General features: G+C 68.5%; 20 protein-coding genes. 9 read left to right on the forward strand and 11 right to left on the reverse strand.

Features of this window, described 5'->3' with window-relative positions:
* Positions 1–322 precede the first annotated feature (322 nt).
* From ACIHFD_RS10725 to ACIHFD_RS10740, 4 genes are all read left to right on the forward strand, one after another.
* Positions 323–1,441 carry a serine hydrolase domain-containing protein gene (locus tag ACIHFD_RS10725; protein ID WP_397366577.1) on the forward strand — a complete coding sequence of 373 codons (1,119 nt, stop codon included), beginning with the start codon at positions 323–325 and terminating at the stop codon, positions 1,439–1,441.
* Positions 1,442–1,489: 48 nt separating this feature from the next.
* Positions 1,490–3,751 (forward strand): DPP IV N-terminal domain-containing protein, encoded by a 2,262-nt coding sequence (locus ACIHFD_RS10730; protein WP_397366578.1) that lies wholly within the window; start codon positions 1,490–1,492, stop codon positions 3,749–3,751.
* A 38-nt stretch (positions 3,752–3,789) separates the two neighbouring features.
* Positions 3,790–6,063, forward strand: a complete 2,274-nt coding sequence (locus ACIHFD_RS10735; RefSeq protein WP_397366579.1) for a DPP IV N-terminal domain-containing protein — start codon at positions 3,790–3,792, stop codon at positions 6,061–6,063.
* A gap of 245 nt (positions 6,064–6,308) precedes the next feature.
* Positions 6,309–7,262, forward strand: coding sequence for a GntR family transcriptional regulator (locus tag ACIHFD_RS10740; RefSeq protein ID WP_397366580.1), 954 nt, complete (start codon positions 6,309–6,311; stop codon positions 7,260–7,262).
* Positions 7,263–7,440: 178 nt separating this feature from the next.
* On the opposite strand, the gene ACIHFD_RS10745 is transcribed toward ACIHFD_RS10740, so the two are convergent.
* The 6 genes from ACIHFD_RS10745 to ACIHFD_RS10770 form a co-directional block, all read right to left on the reverse strand.
* Entirely contained in the window at positions 7,441–7,866 is a 426-nt protein-coding gene (locus tag ACIHFD_RS10745) for a cobalamin B12-binding domain-containing protein (RefSeq protein WP_397366581.1), read from the reverse strand.
* Between the two features lie 50 nt (positions 7,867–7,916).
* Complete coding sequence (locus tag ACIHFD_RS10750) at positions 7,917–9,608, reverse strand: methylmalonyl-CoA mutase (RefSeq protein ID WP_397366582.1); 1,692 nt, start codon at positions 9,606–9,608, stop codon at positions 7,917–7,919.
* The gene (locus tag ACIHFD_RS10755) at positions 9,593–10,501 is read right to left on the reverse strand and encodes an ArgK/MeaB family GTPase (protein ID WP_397366583.1); all 909 of its coding nucleotides are present in this window, start codon (positions 10,499–10,501) and stop codon (positions 9,593–9,595) included. The genes ACIHFD_RS10750 and ACIHFD_RS10755 overlap by 16 nt, the downstream gene beginning before the upstream one ends.
* A complete protein-coding gene (locus ACIHFD_RS10760) occupies positions 10,488–11,975 on the reverse strand; it encodes a class I adenylate-forming enzyme family protein (RefSeq protein WP_397366584.1) in 1,488 nt (495 codons plus the stop codon). Before ACIHFD_RS10760 ends, ACIHFD_RS10755 begins: the two co-directional genes overlap by 14 nt.
* 1 nt (position 11,976) lies before the next feature.
* Complete coding sequence (locus ACIHFD_RS10765) at positions 11,977–12,375, reverse strand: hotdog domain-containing protein (RefSeq protein ID WP_397366586.1); 399 nt, start codon at positions 12,373–12,375, stop codon at positions 11,977–11,979.
* 387 nt (positions 12,376–12,762) lie between these two features.
* The gene (locus ACIHFD_RS10770) at positions 12,763–13,791 is read right to left on the reverse strand and encodes a dipeptidase (RefSeq protein WP_397366587.1); all 1,029 of its coding nucleotides are present in this window, start codon (positions 13,789–13,791) and stop codon (positions 12,763–12,765) included.
* Between the two features lie 240 nt (positions 13,792–14,031).
* Between ACIHFD_RS10770 and ACIHFD_RS10775 the strand changes: the two genes are divergently transcribed.
* The 4 genes from ACIHFD_RS10775 (at position 14,032) to ACIHFD_RS10790 (ending at position 19,737) form a co-directional block, all read left to right on the forward strand.
* Positions 14,032–14,304: a hypothetical protein gene (locus ACIHFD_RS10775; RefSeq protein WP_397366588.1), complete on the forward strand. Its 273-nt coding sequence runs from the start codon at positions 14,032–14,034 to the stop codon at positions 14,302–14,304.
* 74 nt (positions 14,305–14,378) lie between these two features.
* Positions 14,379–15,686 (forward strand): aspartate aminotransferase family protein, encoded by a 1,308-nt coding sequence (locus ACIHFD_RS10780; protein ID WP_397366589.1) that lies wholly within the window; start codon positions 14,379–14,381, stop codon positions 15,684–15,686.
* Positions 15,687–15,880: 194 nt separating this feature from the next.
* On the forward strand, positions 15,881–18,592 hold the full coding sequence (locus tag ACIHFD_RS10785) for a hypothetical protein (protein WP_397366590.1): 2,712 nt from the start codon (positions 15,881–15,883) through the stop codon (positions 18,590–18,592).
* Between the two features lie 260 nt (positions 18,593–18,852).
* Entirely contained in the window at positions 18,853–19,737 is an 885-nt protein-coding gene (locus ACIHFD_RS10790) for a fructosamine kinase family protein (RefSeq protein WP_397366591.1), read from the forward strand.
* A 205-nt stretch (positions 19,738–19,942) separates the two neighbouring features.
* Here the strand turns inward: ACIHFD_RS10790 and ACIHFD_RS10795 are convergent, their stop codons facing one another.
* The 4 genes from ACIHFD_RS10795 to ACIHFD_RS10810 all read right to left on the reverse strand — a co-directional run bounded on the left by ACIHFD_RS10795 (position 19,943) and on the right by ACIHFD_RS10810 (position 23,437).
* On the reverse strand, positions 19,943–20,413 hold the full coding sequence (locus ACIHFD_RS10795; RefSeq protein ID WP_397366592.1) for a hypothetical protein: 471 nt from the start codon (positions 20,411–20,413) through the stop codon (positions 19,943–19,945).
* 185 nt (positions 20,414–20,598) lie between these two features.
* Positions 20,599–20,895, reverse strand: a complete 297-nt coding sequence (locus tag ACIHFD_RS10800; RefSeq protein ID WP_350734243.1) for a DUF1905 domain-containing protein — start codon at positions 20,893–20,895, stop codon at positions 20,599–20,601.
* Positions 20,896–21,314: 419 nt separating this feature from the next.
* Positions 21,315–22,148, reverse strand: a complete 834-nt coding sequence (locus ACIHFD_RS10805) for an alpha/beta fold hydrolase (protein ID WP_397366593.1) — start codon at positions 22,146–22,148, stop codon at positions 21,315–21,317.
* Positions 22,149–22,210: 62 nt separating this feature from the next.
* Entirely contained in the window at positions 22,211–23,437 is a 1,227-nt protein-coding gene (locus ACIHFD_RS10810) for an MFS transporter (RefSeq protein ID WP_397366594.1), read from the reverse strand.
* 121 nt (positions 23,438–23,558) lie between these two features.
* On the opposite strand from ACIHFD_RS10810, the gene ACIHFD_RS10815 reads away from it, so the two are divergent.
* Positions 23,559–24,512: a LysR family transcriptional regulator gene (locus ACIHFD_RS10815; RefSeq protein ID WP_397366595.1), complete on the forward strand. Its 954-nt coding sequence runs from the start codon at positions 23,559–23,561 to the stop codon at positions 24,510–24,512.
* Positions 24,513–24,633: 121 nt separating this feature from the next.
* Here ACIHFD_RS10815 and ACIHFD_RS10820 read toward each other — a convergent pair whose 3' ends face one another.
* On the reverse strand, positions 24,634–25,377 hold the full coding sequence (locus ACIHFD_RS10820; protein WP_397366597.1) for a TetR/AcrR family transcriptional regulator: 744 nt from the start codon (positions 25,375–25,377) through the stop codon (positions 24,634–24,636).
* Positions 25,378–25,416: the final 39 nt, after the last annotated feature.

The raw sequence follows: 25,416 nt of genomic DNA on the forward strand, positions 1-25,416 counted from the left end.
CGTGTGGTCGATTGCCCCGTCCCAGTACGGCAATCGGGCCGACCGAGCAACGGTCTCACCTGTTCAGCGCCTCTGTACCTCCGCCTCACGCGCGAGCTCGGTGAGCGCGGACGTCGACCGATGGGGGCGATACAGGTCAGGGAGCGACCGCGGCCTGCTCGCGGGTCCGGTGCACTCGCATCCACGACGGGCATGGTGCGCACCCAGCAGTTGGGGTAATATTCGCCCATTCAACTAGGTCAATAGGTGCGCCATGGCAACCAGGTACGGCGGTGCCTCGCTACGGCGGTGACCCGCCGTCCGCACTCGAGGAGTCGAGACGTTGAGCGACATCGACATTCTTCCCCTTCTGGCCGGCATAGAGGCCGATGCCGAGGAGTACCTGTCCACCCGGCCCGAGGGGACCCTCATGGTCGGGTTGTCCGTGCGCGGCGAGCGTCACGTCCGGAGCTTCCGGGCACCGGGGGCCGAGCACGCCCGGCTCCCCGACGCGGAGACGATCTACGAGATCGGCTCCGTCTCCAAGGTGTTCCTGACCACGGTCCTGGCCGTGCTGGAGGGTCAGGGTCTGATCAATCTCGAGGACCCGATCGCCGTGCACCTGCCAAAGGGCCTGCGGCTGCCACCTGAGATCGCCTCGATCACGATCCGGCAACTCGCCACACACAGCTCCGGTTTGGGCTCGGTCGGGAAGATCCACCAGCGGTTCATCGACGAGGAGCTCCGCGGAACCGAGCCGCCGTTCGGTACGTACACCCACTACCTGCGCTACAACAAGGAACATCTGTACGCCGACCTCGCGAACGCCGAGCTGACCTACCTCACCGGGCAGGGCTGGACCTACTCGGTCATCGGCATGGGCACGCTCGGCCACATCCTGGAGCTGGTGGCGGCGAAGCCGTACGAAGAACTCCTCAAGGAGACGGTCTGCGAGCCACTGGGCCTGTCGGACACCTGCTACTCGCTCTCCGAGGAGCAGCAGGGCCGGATGATGTACGCCTACGACAGAGCGGGGCAGCCGTGCCCGAACTGGTACCACGACGTCATGCTTCCGCAGGGCGGCCTGCGGTCGACGATGACCGACCTGCTCGCTTTCGTCGAGGCGAACCTGGAGGCCGGTGCCCACCAGGACGGGCCGAACCTGCTCCGGGCCATGCGCCGGGCCCGCGAGCAGTACTTCGCCGTGCCCGACGGGTTCACCATGCCCGACGACAGCGAGCTGCCCGACTTCGTCCAGGGCCTGGGCTGGAGAGGCCTGGACCGGCCCCAGGGCCTGGCCTGGTGGCACCCCGGGACGACGTTGTTCTACCTGGCGGGCGCCGGCGTCGATGACCGCGCCCGGGTCGGGCTCGTCGTCCTGTGCTCCTACCGCGCATGCCTGACGGACCGGGAGGTCCTGCACCCCCTCCAGCGGGAGTGGTTCCGCCGAGCCTGTCAGTAGCCGCCGCACGTCCCGCCGCTGCCCACGTCCTCGCGAGGAGCGATTGTCATGAGCGCCAGCCTGGCCGCCCGCTACGCCAAAGCAGAGGCACTGCTGCCCCACAATCAGAAGAAACTGGTCCACTCCGCGCAGGTGCGGCCGAACTGGATCCGCGACACCGAGACGTTCTGGTACCGGATCACGACGGCCGACGGCGTCCGGTTCGTGTTCGTCGACGCCGCGGCCGGCACCAAGCGGCCGGTGTTCGACCACGAGCGACTGGCCCGCGCGCTGGGCGGCGTCCTGGCCGAGGAAGTCGATCCGGCGGCCCTGCCTTTCCACAGGTTCGAGCCGGTCGACGGCGCGGTCCGGGTGGTCGTCGGGGAGCAGCGGATCGAGATCTCGCTCGACACCTACGTCGTGACGATCCTGGGATCGGCCCACCCCGCGGAGACGCCGTCGCCGGATGGCCGCTGGTCGGTGGGGCTGCGTGACCACAACCTCTACCTGCGCGACACCGCCACCGACGAGGTACGGCAGCTCACTACCGACGGCGTCGAGGCGTACGACTACGCGACGATGGCGGACTCCTGCGCCGAGCTGGTGATGCAGGAGAACCTCGGCTTCACCATGCCGCCGCTGGTGGCGTGGTCGCCGGACTCGACCAGGTTCGTCACCCACCGGCTCGACCAGCGCCAGGTCGGGCTCATGCACTTGCTGCGGTCGGCGCCGTCCGACGGCGGCCGCCCGGTTCCGATGACCTACCGCTACGCCGTCGTGGGCGACGCGAACCTCGCCACGTCGGAGTTCTTCGTGTTCGAGGCCGCGACGGGCCGGATGACGCGGGCCTTGGGCGAGCCGGTCCTCACCCCGCTCGTCCCCACCATCGCCAACGACTTCCTGTGGTGGAGCGTGGACGGGTCGAAGGTCTATTTCCTCTCCGGCGACCGCGCCGACCACACCGCCCGGCTGCACGAGCTGGACCCCACGAGCGGCGAGGTCACCCAACTCGTCGAGGAGACCAGCACGTCGTACATCACCCACGGCCCGCAGTACCTGAACCGCAACGTCGAGGTGCTGTCCACGGGCGAGACGCTGTGGTGGTCAGAGCGCAGCGGGCACGGCCACCTCTACCGGTACGGCCGCGACGGCTCGGTGACGGCGCTGACGTCGGGCGACTGGCTGTTCCGCGACATCGTGTCGATCGACGAGGACGCCCGCCGACTCGTGTTCACCGGCGCCGGTCGCCGGACGGGTTCCGATCCGTACCTGCGGGAGCTGTACTCGGTGTCGCTCGACGGCGGCGAGGTCACCACGATCACGTCCGACGGCCTCGACCACGACTGCGTCCCCTCGGAGTCGGGTCGGTTCTTTGTCGACGTCACCTCGCGGTACGACGTGCCGACCGTGTCCGTGCTCCGCGACGCCACCGGCGCGGTCGTGCTCGAGCTGGAACGGGCGGACGCGTCCGGTCTCCTCGCGGCCGGCTGGTCACCGCCTGAGCGCATCGTGGTGAAGGCGGCCGACGGCGTGACCGACCTCTACTGCGCCGTGTACAAGCCGCACGACTTCGATCCGTCGATGACGTACCCCGTGGTCGAGGAGATCTACCCCGGGCCGCACATCTCCACCGCCCCGCTGCGGTTTCCGCAGTCCGGCGGCGTCGTGACCCTGGAACGCTCCGGCGCGGTGTTCGCCGCGCTCGGCTTCGTCGTCGTGGTGGTCGACGGCCGCGGGTCGGCGCTGCGCAGCAAGGCCTTCCAGGACCACGCCCGCCGTGGCGGTGACGGCGAGTTCGTCGACGACCACGTCGCCGCGATCACACAGCTCGCGCGCACCCGCCCGTGGATGGACCTGGACCGGGTCGGCATTTTCGGGCACTCGGCGGGCGGCTACGCCTCGACCCGGAGCATGCTCCGGGCGCCGGACTTCTACAAGGTCGCGGTGTCCTCGGCCGGCAACCACGACAACCGCCTGAACCACGCCTGGTGGGCTGAGAAGTTCTTCGGCCTGCCCGGCGACTTCGACTTCGCCGACCAGTCCAACGGCGCGCACGTCGAGAAGCTGGCAGGCAAGTTGCTGCTGGTGCACGGCGAGATGGACGACAACGCCACGCCGCACGGCACGATGCGCCTGGTCGAAGCGCTCATCAAGGCGAACAAGGACTTCGACCTGCTCGTCGTCCCCAATGCGGACCACCGCCTGCTGATCGGCACCGGGTACTGGCTCCGGCGCCGCTGGGACTACTTCGTGAGGCACCTCATGGGCGAGACGCCACCCGGGTACCAGATCGCCGACATCCCGATCGACCCCGAACTGCTCCCGTCGTAACCCGTCATAACCCGTCGTCCACCGGAGGAGTGATTGCTTTGAACATCGACCTGGCCGCCCGTTACGCCAAGGCCGAGGCGCTGCTGGCCCACAATCTGAGGAACCTGGTCCGCTCTCCGCAGGTGCAGCCGAACTGGATCCACGACACCGAGACGTTCTGGTACCGGAATCGGACCGCCGAGGGCGTGCGGTTCGTCCTCGTCGACGCCGAGGCGGGCACCAGGCGGCCGGCGTTCGACCACGAGCGACTCGCCGGTGCGCTGGGCGCCGTCCTGGACGAGGACGTCGACGCCGCGAAGCTGCCGTTCTTCGGGATCGAGCTCGTCGACGACGTGGTGCGGGTGGTCGTCGGCGAGCAGCGTATCGAGGTCTCCCTCGACTCCTACGTCGCCACCATTCTGGGCCCCGCCCACGCGTCGGAGACGCGGTCGCCCGACGGGCGCTGGTCGGTGGGAGTTCGCGACCACAACCTCTACCTCCGGGACACCGCAACGGACGAGGAGCGGCAGCTCACTACAGACGGGGCGGAGGCGTACTCGTACGGGACACCGCCGGACTCCAGCGCGAACCGCGTGATGCAGGAGAACCTCGGCTTCACCGCGCCGCCGCTGGTCGTGTGGTCGCCGGACTCGACCCGGTTCGTGACGCACCGACTCGACCAACGCGATCTCGAGCTCATGCACCTGGTGCGGTCCGCGCCGACGGACGGCGGGCGGCCGACTGCGATGACCTACCGGTATGCGATGGTCGGCGACGAGAACGTCGCGACGGCGGACTTCTTCGTCTTCGAGGCGGAGACGGGCCAGGCGACCCAGGCGAAGTACGAGCCGGTTTCGATGGACTACCTCTCGGTGATCGCCTTGAACCATGTCTGGTGGAACGACGACGCCACGAAGGCCTACTGGCTGTCAGCCGACCGGGGCGGACGCACGGCCCGGCTGCACGAACTCGACCCGGCCACCGGCGAGGTCACCGTGCTCGTGGCGGAGACGAGCACGTCGAACACCCTGCACGGCCCGCAGTACCACGACCGCAACGTGACGGTCCTGAACTCCGGTGAGGTGCTGTGGTGGTCCGAGCGCAGCGGCTGGGGTCACCTCTACCGGTACGCCCCGGACGGCACCGTCGGCACGGTGACGTCCGGCGACTGGCTGGTGCGCCGGATCGTCGGCGTCGACGAAGCGGCGCGCCGGGTCGTGTTCACCGCCGCCGGTCGTGAGCCGGGCTCGGACCTGTCCGTGCAAGAGCTGTGCTCGGTGTCGCTCGACGGCGGCGAGATCACCACCATCACCTCCGACGGCCTCGACCACGACCCGCGGCCGTCGCGGTCCGGACGGTACTTCGTCGACGTTACGTCACGGGTCGACGTCCCGGCCGTCTCGGTGCTGCGCGACGCCACCGGCGAGGTCGTGCTCGAACTGGAGCGGGCGGACGCCTCCGCTCTCTACGCGACCGGCTGGTCGCCCCCGGAGCGTGTCGTGGTGAAGGCGGCCGACGGCGTGACGGACATCTCCTGCGCGATCTACCGGCCGCACGACTTCGATCCCGCCGCGACGTATCCCGTCCTCGACGAGATCTACCCCGGCCCGCAGGTCTCCACCACTCCGGTCCGCTTCCCGCTGTCCGGCGGGCCGCTGACCGCCGAGCGGCACGCGGCGACGTTCGCCGCCCTGGGATTCGTCGTCGTCGCGGTCGACGCACGGGGGACGGCGATGCGGGAGCGGACGTTCCGGAACCACGCCCGCCTCGGCGGCGACGGCGACTTCGTCGACGACCACGTCGCCGCGATCAGGCAGCTGGCGCGGACCCGTCCGTGGATGGACCTGGACCGGGTCGGCATTTACGGCCATTCCGGCGGCGGCTACGCCTCGACCCGGTGCCTGCTGCAGGCCCCCGGCTTCTACAAGGTCGCGGTGTCGTCCGCCGGTGACCACGACGACCGGATCTACCACGCCTGGTGGGGTGAGCGGTTCTTCGGCCTGGCCGACGAGTTCGACTTCGACACGCACGCCAACGTCGCGCTCGCTGACAACCTCGAGGGCAAGCTCCTGCTGGCGCACGGCGGCATGGACGACAACGTCACGCCGCACCTGACGATGCGCCTGGCGGACGCTCTGATCGACGCCAACAAGGACTTCGACCTGTTCATCGTCCCGAATGCCGATCACAGCATGTTCCACCAGCAGGCGTATTGGTTCCGGCGGCGCTGGGACTACTTCGTGCGGCACCTCATGGGCCAGACGCCACCTGCCTACCGCATCGCCGACATCCCGGCCGACCCCGAACTGATCGCCGCGTACACGGGAGGCTGAGCAGCGATGACGGAGGACACCGGGGAGCGCGGTGGCGACTTTGACGCCGCGCCACGGTTTGGTCGATTTGCTCAAATGGCTGAATCGCCCGATTTGGCCATGGGTCTTGGCTGGCCGTAATGTGGTGTTACGAATGGGCTGATGATTGTGCTGCAGTAATATGCTCAACAATGATCCCGAGCACCCTGAACAAATGGTGTACTTGACCTAAGACACGACGATTCTTCCGCCGATGGGAGCGAGCAGTGGTCGACAAGATCCAGGTGAGCCTGCATTCCGACGTGCCCATCTACCGACAGATCGTCACCCAGATGTCGTTCATGATCGAGACCGGCGACCTCGAGCCCGGCCAAGCCCTGCCCAGTGCCCGCCTGCTGGCCGACAACCTCCACATCAACCGCAACACCGTGGCACGTGCCTATGCCGACCTCAGTGAGCTGGGCCTGGTCGAGGGACGTGGGCGCAGCGGGACGATCGTCGTCGGCCCGAGCCTCGAACGTGACGGCTCGCTGGCCCGCGACCAGGCACGGCAGGTGCTGGAGAGGGCCACCCGTGAGTGCATCGAGCTCGGCCTGTCCGCGGCCGAGATCCAGTCCCTGGTGATGAGCCTGGCGGTACGGGCGGAGGACGACCTGCTCAAGGTCTCGTTCGTCGAGTGCAATGTCGATCGTGCCAAGTACTTCGCCAGCGAGTTGGAGGACAAGGTCGGGGTCAAGGTGAAGCCCCTGGTGCTCGGCACGTTCGAGCCCGACGAAGAGCGCGCCGACCTCGTCCTCACGACGTTCTTCCACCTCGCGGAGGTTCGCGCCCTCATGCGCCGGCCGAAGACGGAGGTCGTCGCCATCGTCGTCGCACCGCATATCCAGACACTCGTGCAGATCGCATCCGTCGCCAAGAACGGCACCGTGGGCATCTGGTACCGCACCGACGATCAGGCGATCACCGTTCGCGACTCGCTGCGGGACTCCGGGATCAAGAACATCGAGGTGCTCGACGGCATCGAGGACGCGGACATCGAGGGCATCGACCTGGTGGTGATCCCGGACGAAATGACCGGGATAAAGGCGCAACTCGAGGAAAAGGTCAAGGTCATCCAGTTCGGAAACGTCCTCGACGCCGCCTCGATCCGCATGGTCAACGACGTCGTCCGGGACATGCAGGCCGCCAAGAGAGGCGATCGGAGCCTCCTGGAGGTCTGACGGATCCCCCAGGGCGCCACGTTGGGCCGGCCGGTCGCCCTGGTGCGGCGACAGCGGCGCGTCCGGCGCCGTCGAGGCGGTGGAAGCGCGCGAAGACCGGCGACCGCCAGACCGCGAGTTCGCACCCGTTCCGTCCCCTCGCGGCCCGCCGGCCCGGGCGATGTCGAGGCGCTCGGCGTCACGTCAACCGCACGCGCCGGGCGTGCTGGGAGATGTACTCGACGAGCCGCGCCGTGGGTGTGCCGGGACCGAACACCTCGTGGACGCCGAAGCCCTTGAGCGTCTCGGTGTCCTCGGGCGGGACGGTGCCGCCTACCACGAACAGGACGTCGTCACGGCCGTTCTCGCGCAGAAGCTCGCACAGTTCCTCGGCATATTCCAGGTGAGCGCCGGACAGGCTGGACAGGCCGAGCACGTCGGCATCCTCCTGGACGACCGCACGCAGGATCGACTCCGGCGTCTGGTAGATACCGGTGTAGACGACCTCCATGCCCGAGTCGCGCAGCGCTCGTGCGACGATCTTGGCGCCGCGGTCGTGCCCGTCCAGGCCGGGTTTGGCGATCACCACCTTGAGCGGCGTCCGGCGATCACTGGCGGATGTCATTGTCGGTTGTCCTTCCCTCTAGAACACGGTCCCCCTAAACAGAGGTCCCTCTAAAACACGGTGGACGGCTGGTGGTGACCCCACACACCGCGCAGCACATCGCAGATCTCTCCCACCGTGGCGCGCGCCCGCACGGCATCCTCGATCAACGGCATGAGGTTGTGACGCAGATCGGGCGCGGCCTTCTCGATCGCACGAAGCGTCGCCGTCACCTGCCGGTCCGCACGCGCCCGCTTCACCTCGGCGAGCCGCTCCAACTGGCGCTCCATCACGCCCGGCACCGGCCGGTCGATCTCGATGTCCTGGGTCTCGTTCTCGTCGACGTAGTCGTTCACGCCTACGGTGATCGTTTCGTCACTTTCGGACTTGACCTGCTGCTCCCACGCCGAGTCGGAGATGAGCTGGACCGCGTAGCCGGACTGGACGGCCTCGATCATTCCGCCCATCGCGTCGATACGCTCGATCAGCGCCAACGCGTCCGCCTCGATCTGGGACGTGAGCGACTCCACGTAGTACGAGCCGGCCAATGGATCGACGACGTCGGCGACGCCCGTCTCGTGCAGGATGATGGCCTGCGTCCGCACGGCGATCTTGATCGCGCTCTCCGACGGGATGGACAACGCCTCGTCCAGCGAGTTCGTGTGCAGCGACTGGGTGCCACCCAGGACGGCGGCCAGGGCCTGGATCGCAGTCCGGGCAACGTTGTTGTACGGCTGCTGCGCGGTGAGCGAGACGCCGGCGGTCTGACAGTGCGCCCGCATCAGCCACGATCGTGGGTCCTTGGCACCCAGCCGCTCCCGCGTGAGCCGTGCCCACAGCCGGCGCGCCGCGCGGAGCTTGGCCGCCTCTTCGAAGAAGTTGTTGTGCACGTCCCAGAAGAACGACACCCGCGGCGCCAGCCGGTCGACGTCGATCCCCCGCTCGATCGCGTGCTCCAGATAGCACAGGGCATTGCTGAGAGTGAGCCCGAGCTCTTCGACCGCTGTCGCCCCCGCGTCGCGGATGTGGTACCCGCAGACGTTGAGCGGATTGAAGCGCGGCATGACATTCGCGCCGTACTCCATCGTGTCGACCACGAGTTGCACGGAGGGCAGCGGCGGGAAAATGAACTCGTTCTGGGCGATGTACTCCTTCAGGATGTCGTTCTGGGTGGTCCCCGTGAGGACATGGCCCGGGATGCCCCGCTCGTCGGCCACCACCCGATACATGGCGAGGAGCACGGCCGCCGACGGGTTGATCGTCATCGACGTGGAGATCTGGTCGAGCGGGATGCCGTCGAAGAGAGCGTGCATGTCGACGACCGTGTCGATCGCGACACCGATTCGCCCGACCTCTCGCCGGTAGACCTCATGGTCGGAGTCGTAACCCAGCAACGTCGGCAGGTCGAAGTCCGTGGAGAGTCCGGTCTGGCCGGTCTTGAGCAGGTACTTGTACCGGTTGTTGGTGTCCTCCGCCTGGCCGAAGCCGGCCACCTGCCGGATGGTCCACGGTCGTCCGCGGTACATCGTGGCGTGCACACCGCGTGTGTACGGATACTCGCCTGGGAGCCCGATGTCCTCGCTGGGACTCAGGTGCCGGATGTCCGCGCTGGTGTAGATGTCCTTGATGGGAGCGCCCGACATGGTCGTGTACTCGGGGCGCCGCGGCGGGATCCGCTCGTAGTCGGCAGCCACCCGCTCCCGTCGCCACGCCTCGACACGCTCATCCCAGCGCTGGTCCTCCTCTGTCATCGGGTCGTCCATCGGCTCGACGCCTCCTTCAAGATCTGGTCGACGGAGTTCTGCATGGTCGCGTGGGGATCCAGGGTCATCGAGCCGGCACAGTCGGCGACCCAGGCCTCCGCCACCAGGGCCGCGTCCGAGCCCCACTTCTCCAGACGCCGCGCCTCGAGCCGGCCGTCGTCGAGCAGCGATCGCCACCGCTCGTACAGTCCGTCGCGCACCTTGTCCACGCCCGTGCCGTCGATGGCGACCGTCTTGTAGACGGCGTCGACCCGCCCGGCGGCCAGCCGCAGGTGGCGCGCCGTCTCGGCCGCGCCGGGCCGGTCGGCCATGTTCACGATGAAGGCGTCCGCGACTTCCATGAGACCTGCCTTGATCGTCTGCACCGCGTCCCCGAGACCCGGAACGGTGACGAGCAGGACGGTGTCGGCGACCTCGACGATCGCGACCTCCGTCTGCCCCGCGCCGACCGTCTCGATGAGCACGACGTCGAACAGCCCTGACAGTTCCAGCAGCCGGGCGATGTTCCGCGTGGACCCGGCCACCGCGCCATGGGAGCCGCGGCTGGCCAGGCTCCGGACGAACACGCCAGGCCGGCCGTTCAGGTAGGTCTCCATCCGCACCCGGTCGCCGAGGACGGCGCCGCCGCTGAGCGGGCTCGACGGGTCGATGGCGAGGACCGCCACGCGTTGCCCGCCGTCGGCGAGGGACTCGATCAGCCGCCCCGTGAGGGTGCTCTTGCCGGCGCCGGGTGGTCCGGTGATCCCCACGAGGTGGCATGGCCGCGCCGCCCGCGGGATCGACACCTCCCACGGTGGGCAGTTCTCGACGACCGTCACCGCCCGGGCCAGCGGCGCCCAGTGCCCCTGGCGTGCTTTCTCGACCAGCGCAGCGATCTCGTCAGATTCGAACAAGGGTGATCTCCCCGTCCGCGATCATCTTCCTCACCGCATCCTTGGCGGCCTTGCCGATACCGGTGGTCGGGAGGATGTCGATCAGGCCCGCCCCGGTCGGTCGCTTGTAGGAGGTCAGCAGTGACCGGCAATGGGCCAGCAGATCGTCCGCGGTCAATGCGCTGCCACGACGCGGGACGGCGACCACGACGGGGGTCTCCCCCCACCGATCGCTGGGCACGCCGACCACGATCGCCCGCTCGACCGCCGGGTGCTGCGCGGCGACGGCCTCGATCTCCACGGGTGCGATGTTGATGCCCCCGGAGATGATGATGTCCTTGCTACGCCCGGTCAGGAAGACCATTCCGCGCTCGTCGATCCGGCCGAGATCGCCCGTCCGCATGGCGCCGTCGGCGTCGAGTGCCGCCTTGGTGGCGATCTCGTCCTTGTAGTAGCCCTTCATCAGGGACGGGCTGGCGCCGAGGAGTTCCCGCCCGCCGTCGGGTCCGACGGGATGCCCCGGATCGACACCGAGCCGGGTGGTCGGGAAGGCCCGCCCGACGCTGGACGGCTCCTGACGCAGCAGGCGGTGCGGCGCCGCTGTCAGCGGCAGGACCTCCGTCATTCCGTATAACTGGTGCATCTCCACCCCGGGCAACTCGTCCCACCAGCGGCGAAGGAGTGGCTCCGGCATGGGCTCGGACGCGAACAGCACCCATCTCAGATGCGCGAGCTTGTCCAGCGGAGCGTGCTCGATGAGCCGGCTCAGGATCGTCGGCACCGCGTCGAACGTCGTCGCGTGCGCACAGGCATCGGCGACCCGGTCCACGTCGAACCGGGGCAGGATCTCCAGTGCGCCTCCCGTGCACAACACCGGGAGCACCTGCTCGGGTATGCACGCGTAGAGCGGGAGGAACACCACCGACCGGTCGTCGGGACGGAACGGGAACGCCGAGGTCAGTTGCAGGCAGGCGTGCAGCATCGTGTGCTGGGTGTGGACGACGCCCTTCGGATGGCCGGTGGAGCCGCTGGTCAGCATGATCGCGGCGGGCGAGTCGGGCCTGACCACGGGGAGCCGGCCGCGACGTGGCACCGATTCGACCGGGTCCATGGAAAAGATCTGGAAGGACTCGGCCAGTTGGTCTCGGACGCCGGCGGCCACCCGGCCCACGAACACGCGCGCGGCGTCGACCGAGGCCAGCAGGCGACTCGCGGACGTCCCGTCGAGCATGCCGTTGACCGGAACCGCGGTTCCGCCCGCGCGCATGATCCCGAGGTAGTTCACCACGTACGCCGGCTCGTTCGTACCTATGAGACCGACGGCGTCCCCGGGACGCAGGCCCGTGGTCAGCAGGTGGCGGGCGACGACCTCGGCACGAGACCACAGGTCGCGGTAGCTCCAGGTGACGCCCTCGTGGATCAGAGCCGGCCGCGCACCCTGGGCACGCGTGACCGCGTCGATCCAGGTGACGACCGAGTAAGGGTTGAGGGCCACGTCACGTGCCCCCGGCCTCGCCGCCGGCGCCCACGACGATCGTGGCCACGGCCGTGGCCGCGAGGACCGGCTCGGCCTTGTCGAGCCTGCCGCGTTCGTCGACACCGATGACCTTGAAGATCCGGGCCTCGATCGTGCGGCTGCGCCTTCCCCGCCGGACGACGCGCGCAATGCCCTCGACGTAGTCGCCCACACGCAACGGAGCGAGGAACTCGACCGACTCGTACGCGGCGCACAGTCCCTCGTCGCCGCCTTCTCGGAGGGCGAGTTCGGTCTCGAGATCGGCGAAGATCTCCATCGCCTTCGACCCAGGAACGAGGTTCCCGGCGTACCGCGCGTCGCCGGGTGCCAGGCGAAGGCGGATCATCGCTTGGTCGTCGAACGGCCTCGGCTCCACCATCAGACTCCTCCCTGATCGGGCCATGGGCCCAGTGCAGACAGAGTAGAACATTTCTACCTATACGAATAGGTCATATATGCGATGGATCCGACAAGCCGTATCCCGCGCTGGGCGCAGGAAGCACCGCCCATAGTCTGATGGCGATGAGCGACGGCAACGTCCTACCGCGCGCCGGAAGCGCCTCGATTCGCCTAAGGCACGGCTGTTAGTGCCCATCCAACTAGATAGAACAAGGTGTAGGCCACCAGCCATCCGGCGGGCCGGGCGGAGGACCTCTGGTGGATGCGGCATCGGCATCGCAACGGCTCGCAGATCCGCCGCCCCGCCCGAGTTCCCGCCTGACTCTCGTGTCACGGCCAACCTCCGGTCGGCTGTCTCCGCGCAGCGTCAGGCCTGCTCGCCGACGCCCATCACGGCGTCGAGCACCCGCATGGCGTTGGCGCCGAGGACCTTGGTGACATCGGCCTCCGAGAAGCCCCGGGCGAGCATCTCCTCGGTGATCTTCGGAAGGTCGGACGGCCGCCGGATCTCGGCATCCACGAACTCCTGGTCCACACCCACGATGACCATGCGGCCGCCGTGGACCTCCGCGTAGTAGTCGTCGACGAAGTCCGGTCCCAAGGCCACGGCGTCGATCGAGGTGATCGACGCGATGTGCTCGATGTGATCCACGACCCGCGCGGCCGTGGGCCGCGCAGGATCGATGAACGGCGGGATCGCCGCCGCCACACCGATCACGCCGCCAAGGCCGACGATGCCCTTGATCTGGTCGTCGGTGAGGTTCCGGTGCATGTCCGTGATGGCCCGGCACCCTGAGTGGGACGCGAGGATGGGACGGGTCGCCCGGGACAGCACGTCATCGACGCCGGCCATGCCGAGATGGCTGATGTCGAAGACGATCCCGAGCCGTTCCATCTCGGCGAGGACCTCGAACCCCTGAGAGGTGAGGCCGCCGCGCGAGGTGTCGTCGAACCCGCTGCCGTCCGCCAGATACGTGCGACCCAGGTGGGCGAGGGACACCACACGAGCCCCGACGCGGTACATCGTGCCGATCAGCGCCGGGTCCTGGCCGAGGGCATGCGCACCCTCCAGCCCGATCACGAACGCGATCCGGCCGGCGGACACGGCCGCGGTGATCTCCGCGCCGGTCAGGCAGACCGCCACCTCGGGGTGTCGCGATGCCAGCCGGTGGATCCTCTCGATGAGGAGCAGGGTCCGCCGCAGGGCTCCCTCGGACTGGAACTGCGCCTCGACGAACACGGGAAGGACCTGGACGTTCACGCCGCCCGCGCGCAACTCGGGCAGCCAGAACTCGGAGAAGTGCTCCGGCCGGCCGCGGTGGTCGAAGTGGTCGACCAGCAGGATCAGGTCGTTGTGCAGGTCGACGATCACGGCCTCGTCGTTCGGCGTCGCCATCGTTGCCGCCGCCCTACCTGGTCCCGCCGAGCACATGACGATCACCGCTGGACGGCGTTCCGCGACGAGCTGGGCGATGGCTGATATGCCTACTCTTATAGGTCAAATAACGTCGCTTTATCATAGGCCGATCATGGGGGCAGATGACTGCCTGACGCAAGAGTTCGACGCAATCCTCCCGCCGTTCCGGAGTGCGTCGAGACCGGTCCCATGACGATCCTCGCGGGAACCGTGCCCTCGATGACCGATCGCGGATACTCCGAGATCAGGCGATCACGATCGTCGACGGCCGGGCGGACGCTCGGCTACCTGGTGCAGCGCACCGCCGATGCCATAGTCCGGATCACCGGCGTCGTCCTCGGCGAGTACACCGTGGTGGCGCCCATGGCAGAGCCGGCCCGTCGCCGCACGTACGCCTGGAGTGTGTCCGAGCTCCCCGGCACCGAGCCCAGGGACAGCCGGGTGTGTCCACGACCACTCTCCCCACACCTTGCCAGGACCAAAACGGCCTAGTTGAATAGGCCATAATCGCCGTAGATCACATTCCCTCCGGGCCGACGAGCCCCGCTACGACTCAGGAGATTGCCATGAACACGGACACATTTTGGGCCGATGTAGAGGATCACCTGGTCCGATACATCCCGGCGTTCACGCCGCGGATCATCGAACGCGCGGCCGGTTCGTACGTGTACGACAGCGACGGGAACGCCATCCTCGATTTCACCTCAGGCCAGATGAGTGCGGTGCTCGGCCACTCGCATCCGGCGATCGTGAAGGCAGTCTCGGAGTGCGTAAGCTCGTTGGACCACCTGTTCAGTGGGATGCTGAGCCGACCGGTCGTGGAGCTGGCGAAGCGACTCTCGCAGACGTTGCCCGACAACCTCACCAAGATGCTGCTTCTTTCCACGGGCGCGGAGTCGAACGAAGCCGCGATCAAGATGGCCAAGCTCTTCACCGGCAGGTACGAGATCGTCTCGTTCGACCGTTCATGGCACGGTATGACGTCAGGCGCAGCTGCGGCTACGTTCTCCGCGGGGCGACGTGGATACGGCCCGACGATGCCCGGCAACTTCATCCTCCCGACGCCGAACGCTTACCGCTCCAGCTTCCGCAAGCAAGACGGGTCGTACGACTGGGAGTCCGAACTGGAGTACGGGTTCGCCATGGTCGACACCCAGTCCAATGGTTCGCTGGCCGCCTGCCTCGTCGAACCGATCCTCTCCTCGGGGGGCGTCATCGAGCTCCCCGTGGGCTATCTCGCCCGGCTCAAGGAGATGTGTGAGGCGCGCGAGATGCTCCTGATTCTCGACGAGGCGCAGACCGGCCTCGGGCGAACCGGCCACATGTACGCGTTCGAGCGTGACGGCGTCGCCCCCGACATCCTGACGCTCTCGAAGACACTCGGAGCCGGGCTGCCCGTTGCCGCGGTGATGACGAGTGCCGAGATCGAGCAGGTCTGCGCCGAACGGAGATACCTCTTCTACACGACCCACGTCTCCGACCCACTCGCGGCGGTGATCGCGTCGACGGTCCTCGACGTCATCGAGCAGGACTGCCTCGTCGAACGTGCCGCCAGGCTGGGACGCCAACTCACTGATCGCCTCGTGGCCCTTCGTGACGCCCATGAGGTCGTGGGTGACATCCGGGGTCGGGGCCTGCTCCAGGGCCTCGAGATCGTGGCCGACAAGGCGAGCAAAGCGCCAGCGGACGCTCTGGGCGCAGCCGTCACCGCGGCATGCCTGGATCGAGGCCTGCACATGAACATCGTGCAACTGCCCGGCATGGGCGGGATCTTCCGTATCGCTCCGCCGCTCACCATCAGCGAGGACGAGCTTCACGCTGGCATGGACATCCTCAGCGATGCTCTCGTCGCAGTCACCAAGTCCAGCGCCTGAGCGTCGAACGGCCGGATCCAGAGCATGCTCGGCGTCACCGGCGAGACGCTCGCGCCATGGCTCGACCTCAACAGGCCCACCGCGCCGCTCGCCAGAGGCGATTGGGCGGACGTCGCCCCCGCCCGCCTCGGTGTCGTGGGATTGAGTAGGGGCTACTCAGGTGAGCCGGGTCCGCCTGGCCGACACTCGCGGTCATGCGGACTCTTCTCGCCCTGCTTCTGATCGCCGCGGCCGGCTTATCCGGCGTGCCCGCCGCCCACGCCGCCGCCGGACCGGTCAGCGCGGCCTGCACGTTCCTGGACTCCTCCCCTGTCGCCGTCAGGGAGGGGGAGGGACCGCGGATCCGGATCACGTACCTGAACAGCAGCGACGAAAGCGCCTGGTTCGAGTCGATGGTGGAGGCGAACTTCCACTACTGGCATCCCACCGTCTTCCACCGCCAACTGCTGGCCAAGGAGACGGGACTGGTGCAGGCCGAGATCAACCTGCCCCCGGCGTACGGCCAGGGGCCGGGCGAGACGTCGGGGCTGCGCGTGAAGATCACCTCGTCACAGACCGGCGACACAACGATCGGGACCTGCGGGACGATGATGCGCGTACGGCAGGCCCCGGACGGCGATCAGGACGGGCTGCTGGACTCCTGGGAGCGCGACGGCATCGACTACGACGGTGACGGCACCGTCGACCTGGCGCTGAACGCGGCGCCGTACAACGCGGACCCCGGCCGCAAGGACATCTTCGTCGAGCTGGATTGGATGCGCTGCGAGGCGACGTTCTGCAAGCGCCCGCGCGAGCTGTCGGACACGGCAATCAAGCAGGTCGTCGACGCGTTCGCCTGGCGGGGAATCGCCCTGCACGTCCACAAGAGCGAGCAGATCCCAGAGGCGGAGGGCATCGCGTTCGACACCAAGGCTCCGGGGAGCTGGGACGACTTCGACGACATCAGGACCGGCTACGAGGAGTACAAGTGCGACGGTGCCTTCGGTGACGTGCTCGACCGGATCTCGCGCAACTGCGAGAACATTCTTGGCGCCAAGCGGCTGGTCTTCCGTTACGCCGTCTCGGCGCACGGGGTGACCGGCAAGGGTACCCAGTCGGGGCAGGCCGAGGTCGGCGACGACTCCCTCGACACGGTGAACGGCTCCGCCCTGGCCAACATCGCGCTGCCCGGCGGCAACGACTTCGCGATCACCCTGGGCACCTGGGACGGCACGGACATCAACGATCGGGAAGGCCAGGTCTCGGTGGAGGCCGGGACCTTCATGCATGAGCTCGGCCACACGCTGGGCCTGCAGCATGGCGGCGTCGACAGCTTCAACTGCAAGCCGAACTACCTCAGCGTGATGAACTACACCCACCAGTTCGCCAACGCCAACAATCCGGGCAGGCCCCTGGACTACCAGGAACACGAGCACGCCAATCTTGAGGAGAACGGAGGGCTGGACGAGACGAGCGCCGCCGTCCCCGGCACCGGCAACCGCACAGTCATCTATGGCGTGGCAGGCGCGCTGAAGACCACAGACGGCGGCCTCGCGGTCGACTGGAACGGCGATGGCAAGAAGGAGAAGGGTGCGACCGGCGACGTCAACCACATCAATCTCAAGGACGACACGACCTCCTGCCCCGCCTCACCCGGCCAGCGGCTGCGCGCGTGGAACGACTGGGAACACCTGAACCTCGACTTCCGCAAGAGCCCGATGTTCCCCGACGGCGCGCACAAGGGCGTGCTCGGCAATGGCGCCACGGAGATCACCGAGGAAGCCGCCGAGGCACTCAACCCGCACGTCGACCTGACCGCCGCCAAGACCGTCGACAAGGAGCAGGCCGCCCCGGGCGAAACCCTCACCTACACGGTCACCGCCGGCAACAAGGGACCGGCGACGGCCACCCGGGTGTCGATCGACGACGCCATGCCCGACGGAACGCGCACCGCTCGCTCGGTCGCCGACCTGCCCACCGGCGGCTCGGCCAGGGAGAACTTCACGTACACCGTGCCGTGCACCGCGCCCGACGGGACCGTGCTGACCAACACGGCGACGGTCGCGGGCGTCAATGCCGCGGGCTATGCCGAGAGCGGGACGCTGGCCGACAACACCGCCACAGCCTCCACCACGGTCCGCCGCCCTGCCCTGACGCTGCAAGCCACCGCGACGGGAAGCGATCCCCTCACCTACACGATCAGCTATCGCAACACCGGAGGCGGACCCTCCTCGGGCGCGACGCTGACCGCCACGCTGCCCGCCGACCTCTACTACGGCACGGCGCAAGACACGCCGCCCGACGCCGTCACCCGCGACCCGGACGGCACCACCACGCTGCGCTGGAACGTCGGCGCGGTCGCTCCGGGAGCGTCCGGCACCATCACCTTCAGCGCCCGGCCCAGCCTGCTGCTGGAGGAGGGTACGACGCTGACCATGCCGGTCTCGCTCTCCTTCGGCGACGGCGGCGATTGCCCCTACGCCCCGGCACAGGCCACGGCGCAGACGCGCATCACGCTCCCGGCCGCCACTCGTGACCCCAGGCCGCTGGCCATCTGGACAATCTTCCCGTCGCTGCGCACTCCTGAGGCACTGGCCCGCGTTCAGGCGACCGACCAGCGCTATGACACCTCCCCCGCCGACGGGCAGCTGACGCAGGCGGAGTTCGCCAGCGCGGTCGGAGTGCCGCTGCTGCAGCCGCGCGCCCTGCGCGCCGAACTGCTGGCGACCTACCTGAACCTGGCCACCCGCCGGATCCACGCGAGCACCGCCATCCGTACGCCACAGTCCGTGGCGCTCGGGCTGGAGACCGTGGGCGACGCCGTACGGCACGCCCAGGCCACGCTGGCGCTGCCGGTGGGCGCCCGGCACATCGCAGCCACGGTGCTGCTCAAGGAGATCAACGCCGGGCTGGCCGAGCGCTGGTGAACATGACTGCTCCGTGATGCGGGCCGGTCGGATCGCGGCGACTCGAGTCGGCGCGACCGGGGCTGTGGGTGGCCCGCAAATGGCGGACCGTTAGCAGGGGGGCCAGCGCCATGACAGCGCTGGCCCCCTACTTGCGCCGCGTGACGTCAGCCCCGAAGCGCGGCGTTGAGGGTGCGCGGTCCAGCTACGCTCAATGAGTGAGCCGCCGCGGGCTCGGCCCTGTTTGCCATGATGCGTGACCAGCAGAGAGGAGTACACCCGTGACAGACGCGACGTCCCTCCTGCTCGAACGCCTGCACGCGGCCGGCCTGACCGACGTCGTCGCGGTCGAGCCGGCCACTGGAGGCCTCGCCGCGACCGCGGGGCTCGCGCGCCGCGGTGACGGCACGTCGGTGTTCGTCAAGGCGTTCGGCGAGCCGCCGTCGGACGACGCCTTCGCCGCGGAGGCCGAAGGGCTCACCGTGCTCCGCGAGGCGGGCGGCGCCGCCACGCCCGAGATCATCCTCGCGGACCGCGACCTGCTCGTGCTGTCCGTGCTGCAGCCCCGGCCGGGCACCGAGGCCTTCTGGGAGCAGCTCGCGCATGCGCTCGCCCACCTGCACACCACCACGCGGTACTCCCGATTCGGGTGGCATCGGGACAACTGGCTGGGCCGTCGTCGGCAGGTCAACACCTGGGATGACGACGGGTACGAGTTCTTCGCCCAGCACCGTCTGCTGCGCTGGCTCGGCGAGCGTCGCGTCCGGGAGGCGCTCGACGTCGCGGACCGGGCGGCGCTGGAGCGGCTGTGCGACCGGCTGCCCGAGCTGCTGCCGGTCAGGCCCGCGTGCCTGACGCACGGCGACCTGTGGGCGCTGAACGTCATGGCCGCCCCCGACGGGCGGCCCGCACTGATCGACCCGGCCGTGTCGTACACGTGGGCCGAGGTCGACCTGGCCCACCTGTGGACGACGGCGCCGCCGCCCGAGGCGCACGTGTTCTTCGAGCTGTATGCCGAGCTGACCGGGCTCGACCGCGACTGGCGCGAACGCATGCCGATCCTCCAGCTGCGCCAGCACCTGGCCGTGATCGCCCAGTTCGACCCCGACTGGGGCGCCGCCGATCTCGTGCGAGCCACGCTCGCCCCGTTCCGGCAGCGGCCCTGAGCTCAGCTCAGACCCACCTCATGACCTTTCCCGACAGCGAGGATCTCGCTGCCTACCGCGCGGACCCTCGGCGTTTAGCCGCTGCACCACTACTGGAATCGGCTGGGGCAGCGGTCGCACTGCTCCCGGTCCGCGACGTGTAGTGATGGGGTGCAGCATGAGGGGAAGGCAGACACAAGTTTCGTGATCATGGAGTTGACCGTGTTCAGGAAGACCGGATTTCTGGGCATGCCACCGAGCGACCGGCGGGCTTGTAGCGCGGCGTCAGGCGAGCGATGGGGACCTCACGGAACCGGGTCACTTCATGTCGTTCAGCCAGGGAAGCATGCTTGAGCAGTTGTTTCAGTAGAGCGGCTCGTTCGGTGTCGTTGCTCAGCATGGTGACGTCGGCAGGTACGTGCTGTCCGGCCAGTTCGACAGTCACGGCGGTGGCCGCGCGCAAAGCCGTCGGGAGGCCGACGTCGGCTTCGGTGGCCAGGACGATGTGGTCATCCCCGTCAGGAAGGTAACCCACGACCAGGGTCTGGCTGACCGGCGCGGCCGGTCCGGTGATGGTGAGGAGGACACATCTCGTGCCGAAGCGGTAGAGCACCAGGCGGCCTCCAGAGACCCAGAACGTCGCCTGGTTGACCCGGCCGAGGAGAGACAGCAGTGCCGTGTCGATGGCCTGACGCACAGCGTTCTCCTTCGCCGAGCCGGTGCGGGTAGACGTCAGTATTCCAGTGAGCGCGTGATGGAGAAGATCGTCTTCGGCGGGGATCCGGTCACCGATGCTTTCTCCGCCATCTCGGCGGCGATCTCCACGCCGCCGCGCAAGGACTCGGCGACCTGGCGAAGCAGAATCAGGTCTACATGCCCTGCCTAAGAGAACCGACGCCTCAGGTGCACCGTCACCTCGTCGCCGAGGTCCTTGCCGATGATCTTCCGGAATGGCGCTCGAAGCGGCATCATGTGTGTTCCTCCACCGACCGGCAGCATGGTTGCCTCATAAGCGTGCCCGTCCACGGTGCCTGCGACCTTCACGGCCTTCCCGGTGCCGAAGAAGTCCGCCGAGCCGGACATCTGCACGCAGGGCCAACCGCTGTTGGAATCGGCAACTATTGAGGCGGTGAACGTGACATCGATTTCGCGCGTCGTCGTTCTCTTGTCATCAACCATGGTGGAGTCCTCCGTTTCGGGTAAGGGCTGGGGCGCCCGGGCCCGTCAGCTCATTTGAGTCGATGGGCTGCCCGGACACGTGCGCGACCGGATAGTCCCGGCGGAGGCCGAGCGGGCGCCGGATGTCCTCTCCATGCACGAACACTTCGACAAGCCGGGTGACCTTCGGCACCGGGGCACTGGTAGCCCGGTGGCTCGCCGCAGGGAAAGAAGCGAGCGCGAGATGTGGGTCGCCGGCACTCTCCCGCGCGATTCCCGCGGGACATAGCGACGGCGTGGCCCAACGCTCGGCGGGAAGCGTCTCCAGGTCCCGGATCAACGCCGCGCGTTCAGCGTGGACCACGGCCCAGAACTCGTTCAGAGCCCGGCCTCGCGTACGTCTTCGGTGTTGTCCAGGTCCTGGCGGAGATGTTCCGGTCTCAGCGCTCGTGCAGGACATCGCGCAGCCGGGCGGCGAAGCGATCGGGGTCCTCTACGAAGCCGGTGTGGTCGCCGGGGAACAGGGTGGGCTCAAGGCCCAGTGCCGTGGCCAGCGCCCGAGAGGTGCGGTCGCACAGCTGCCTGCTCGAGTCGTCGCCGATGCCGACCATGATGTCGATCGGGGTCGCGCGCAGGACGTCCAGGTCAGGCTGCCATCGGGTCGTCGCCCGCAGCTCGTGGGCGAACCAGCGGCGTTCGTCGGCGACTTGCCGCGGATCGCGGTCCCCGCCGAACATCATCTGCAACGCGCCCTCGGGCATGATGATGTTGGCCTGGGCCATGACCTTTGCCCAGGCCCCGACGACGTCGCCGGCGAGATATGTGGCAATGAGGTCATCGGTTGTGGCGTGTAGCCGCTCACGATCTGCCAGCAGCTCGATCAACGGGGGTTCGTGGGCGATGACGGTGCGGACCTGCTCGGGATGGGTCTGCGCCAGAGCCAGGGCGGTGACCGCGCCGCCGCTGGAGCCCACGATCGTGGCCGGTCCGGCGTCCAGATGGGTGAGCAGCCGGGACAGGTCGTCGGCGCGCAGCGGCGGGGTCGAATCCTGGCCGGGGTCATTGAGTGGGCTGCGGTTGATGCCGCGCGGGTCGGTGGTGAGAACCGTGTGGTCGGAGGCCAGCAGGTCGGCCAGCGGCGCGAAGGAGGTGGCGTCCATCGGGGCGCCGAGAAGCGCCACGAGCGGACCCTGACCGCGCACCTCGTAATACAGGCGTCCGCCCGGGATCTCGATGATGTGGCTGGTGAAGGGAATGGTCGACGAATCGGTCATGGGAGTGAGTCCTTTCCGGTCACGGGGTGGAATTCCGGCCGGCGATGCGGCCGGCAGGTCAGTCATGTGGTGGAGCTGGGGGCATCGGCTCGACGGTGAGCGTTCGAGGTGGTGGTCTGGGTCCGGATGACCGCGGCGAACAGGGGCGGTGCCGCGGCCGCCACGACCAGGGCCAGGACCGCCGGGATCACCAGGGCCAGCGATAGCGTCGCCGCCGTGGCGACGTAGCCGATGAGCGCCGGTCCGGCCAGGCCTCCGCCGTAGCTGATGGTGGTGACCATGGAGAGCCGTTGAGCGCTCCCGTCGCCCGCTCCGAGCAGGCTGGTCACGATCGGCCACACCACCGCCATTCCGGCAGCCGCGAGGGCCCAACCGGCGATGGCGCACCCCACGCGCGTCGACGCGGCCGCAGGTAGTGCACCCGCCAGCAGCACCAGGCCATATCCGGCGGTAGCGGCGCCGCCGGCCAGCCGGATGGTGCGTACGGCGCCGAGCCGGGCACGTACGGCGTCTCCGGCGAAGCGCACCAGCGTCATCGCCGCGAAAAAGACCGTGTAGACCAGCGAGCCTGTTGCCAGATCGCCACCGAGTGTCCGGGTGGCGTGCACACCCGCCCAGTCCGTGGCGGCGCCCTCGGTGATGAAGGCGGCAGCACCGACCACCCCAAGGGCGATCATCAGCCCTGGGCGGAGCGGCGCCGACTTCTGTACGGTCCTGCCTTCCTCCCGGACGTCCGGGCTCGGCGGCGTCGGCTCGTCCAATGTGCCGCCGGCCGCCAGCATGGCCAGAGCCAGCGTGAGCGCACCGGCGGCCATCAGCAGCCGCACGTCCGTACCGACACGCAGAGCTGTCGTGACCACCGCGCCGCCCGCCACCGCACCCAGCGTCCAGGTGCCGTGCATCGTCGCCATGATGGGCCGCTCCAGCGCACGTTCGACGGCCACGGCTTGAACGCTCAACGCCACGTTGAGCACGCCCATCGACATTCCGAGTACGATCACGGCGATCATCAGCGACTCGACGGAGGCCGCGACGGCGGAGCCGGTCAGTGCGAACGACGCAGCTGGAGCGGCCGCCTTCAGCACGCGCCGCCCGCCCCACCGATCAGCCAGCCATCCGGCGACCGGCATCCCCGCGAGCGCCCCGGCGGCCAGGGCCATCAGGAGGCCGCCCAGCAGCCCTTCACCGAGGTCCAGTCGTGCGTTCGTGGCGGGGAGTGTGGCGCCCCACAACGCGTTCAGCACACCGGTCAGTCCGTAGTAGAGCGTGACCGTCCCTCGTGCGGCCATGGTCTCCTCCCTTCCACGGTGGATCTCGTGATGCGATCCTGGCCGACCTCACCGCACAGGGTCCAACACTTGTTCGAGTGATACTTACGCGCCAAGTGTGTTAATCGGGTAAAACGGAGCCGTGCCTGACGACGTGGAGATGCGGCTGCTGCGCAACTTCGTGGCCGTGGCGGAGGAGCTGCATTTCAGCCGTGCCGCCCAACGGCTCTTCCTGGCGCAGCAGGTCCTCAGCCGCGACATCCAGCGCCTGGAGGATCGGATGGGTGTCCGGTTGCTGGAGCGCACCACCCGCCGTGTCACGCTCACGTCGGCAGGCAGTCTGCTGCTGGGCCGGGCGCGAGAAATCCTGGCGCTCTATGACTCGACCGTGCTGGAACTACGCGGCCAGCCACGCTCATTGACCGTCGACGTCGTCGGCTCCGGCCTCACCCCCGCGTTGGTCCTGGCGGCAGCGCGTGCGCGGGCTCCAGGGGTGGAGTTCTTCGCCCGCTTCTACACCGGCACCGAGGCGGCTGTGCCGCTGGTGCTGTCCGAACGACTGGATGTCACGTTCGGCCGCCATCCAGGGCTGCTCAAGGGGGTGCGCCACCGCGTTGCCCGGTACGAGCCCATCGCTGTGCTGTTGCCCGAACACCACCCGCTGGCTCGGTTGGACGTCGTGTCACTGGAATCGCTGCGCGGCACCGGGGTGTGCATCCGCGCAGGCAACCACGCGACACCGGGCTGGGAGCACGCGGTCCTCCAGTTGCTGGCCCCCTTCGGGGTCGATCCGGCCATGGCACATCCACACGTCCAGGGCGTCGATGAGCTCGTCCAGCACATCCGCGACCGCAACGCACCCATCCTCACCATGACCACTCAGCCGGCCGTACCCGGCGCTGTCCTGCGTCCGCTCAACGACCCGGTCGCCCTGTTCCCCTGGACGATGGTGTGGCGCGCCGACCTCGATCACCCCGGCCTGCGCGCCCTCCACGAGGCAGTGGACGATCTGACCGCCACGCACGACTGGCTGTCGGCACCGGACGACGCCTGGGTCCCCGAACCCGAAGCAAGCCGGCCGACCGGGTTGAGATGACCATCGGTCCCCTCTGCGGGGATGCGAGTCGTCGAACACCGGTAGCGCCACACGACGCACCACGTCGGCGGGCCTGGCACGCAGGCGCGGCCCATGGTCGGGTCCGGTGACGGCAGCCGCTTCACGTCTCCGTTTTCTGCTCGGCGATCAGGGCCTCTATACCGTCCAGAATCCGGTTCAGCCCGAATTCGACGTCGCCCTGGGGCAGCTCGTCCTCGATGTAGGCCAGATTCATCATCAGCGTGGCCGCTCTCGGATAGCCGCGATCGCCCAGCAGCGGCAGCAGGAACTCGAGCGTCGCCGCTGACGCCTCCGCCTGCGCGGTTTCCTTCATGCTGTGCGCCAGACGCGCGACGCTGCGCGCGTAACCGTCGAGGAGCAGGGCGCAGCCGAGCGTGTCCTGCTCGTTCAGCCCGGAATCGGCCATGCCCTCCAGGAAGGCTTCCAGCCATCCCACCAGATGAGGCGTCACGGGGGCGGTGTGGACGGGCACGTCCAGCACCCATGGGTGCACCTGCGCGCGGCCGATCATGGCGCGGGTCCACTCGGCGGCCGCGTCGCGCCAGTTTCCGGCCTGCCGTACGGATTCGGGAGGCGGCCCCCAACCGGCCTCGGCCAGCAGGACGACCAGCTCTTCCTTTGAGCGGATATAGCGGTAGAGGGCGTTGGCGGTGACGCCCAGTCGCCCGGCGATCTTGGGCATCGAAAGCCCGGCGAAGCCCTCCGCGTCGGCGACCTCGACGGCGACCGCGACGATCCGCTCGACGCTGAAGGCCGGCTTGGGCCCGCGCCGTCCCGCGGACGGCGTGAAGCCCCACGCCAGCGCGATACCGGGCGGCAGCTCCGCCTCCCTCTTGTCATCCACCACGGAGCATCATCCCACGACAAGAAAACTGTTCATGCC

Source organism: Nonomuraea sp. NPDC051941 (genome assembly GCF_044593615.1).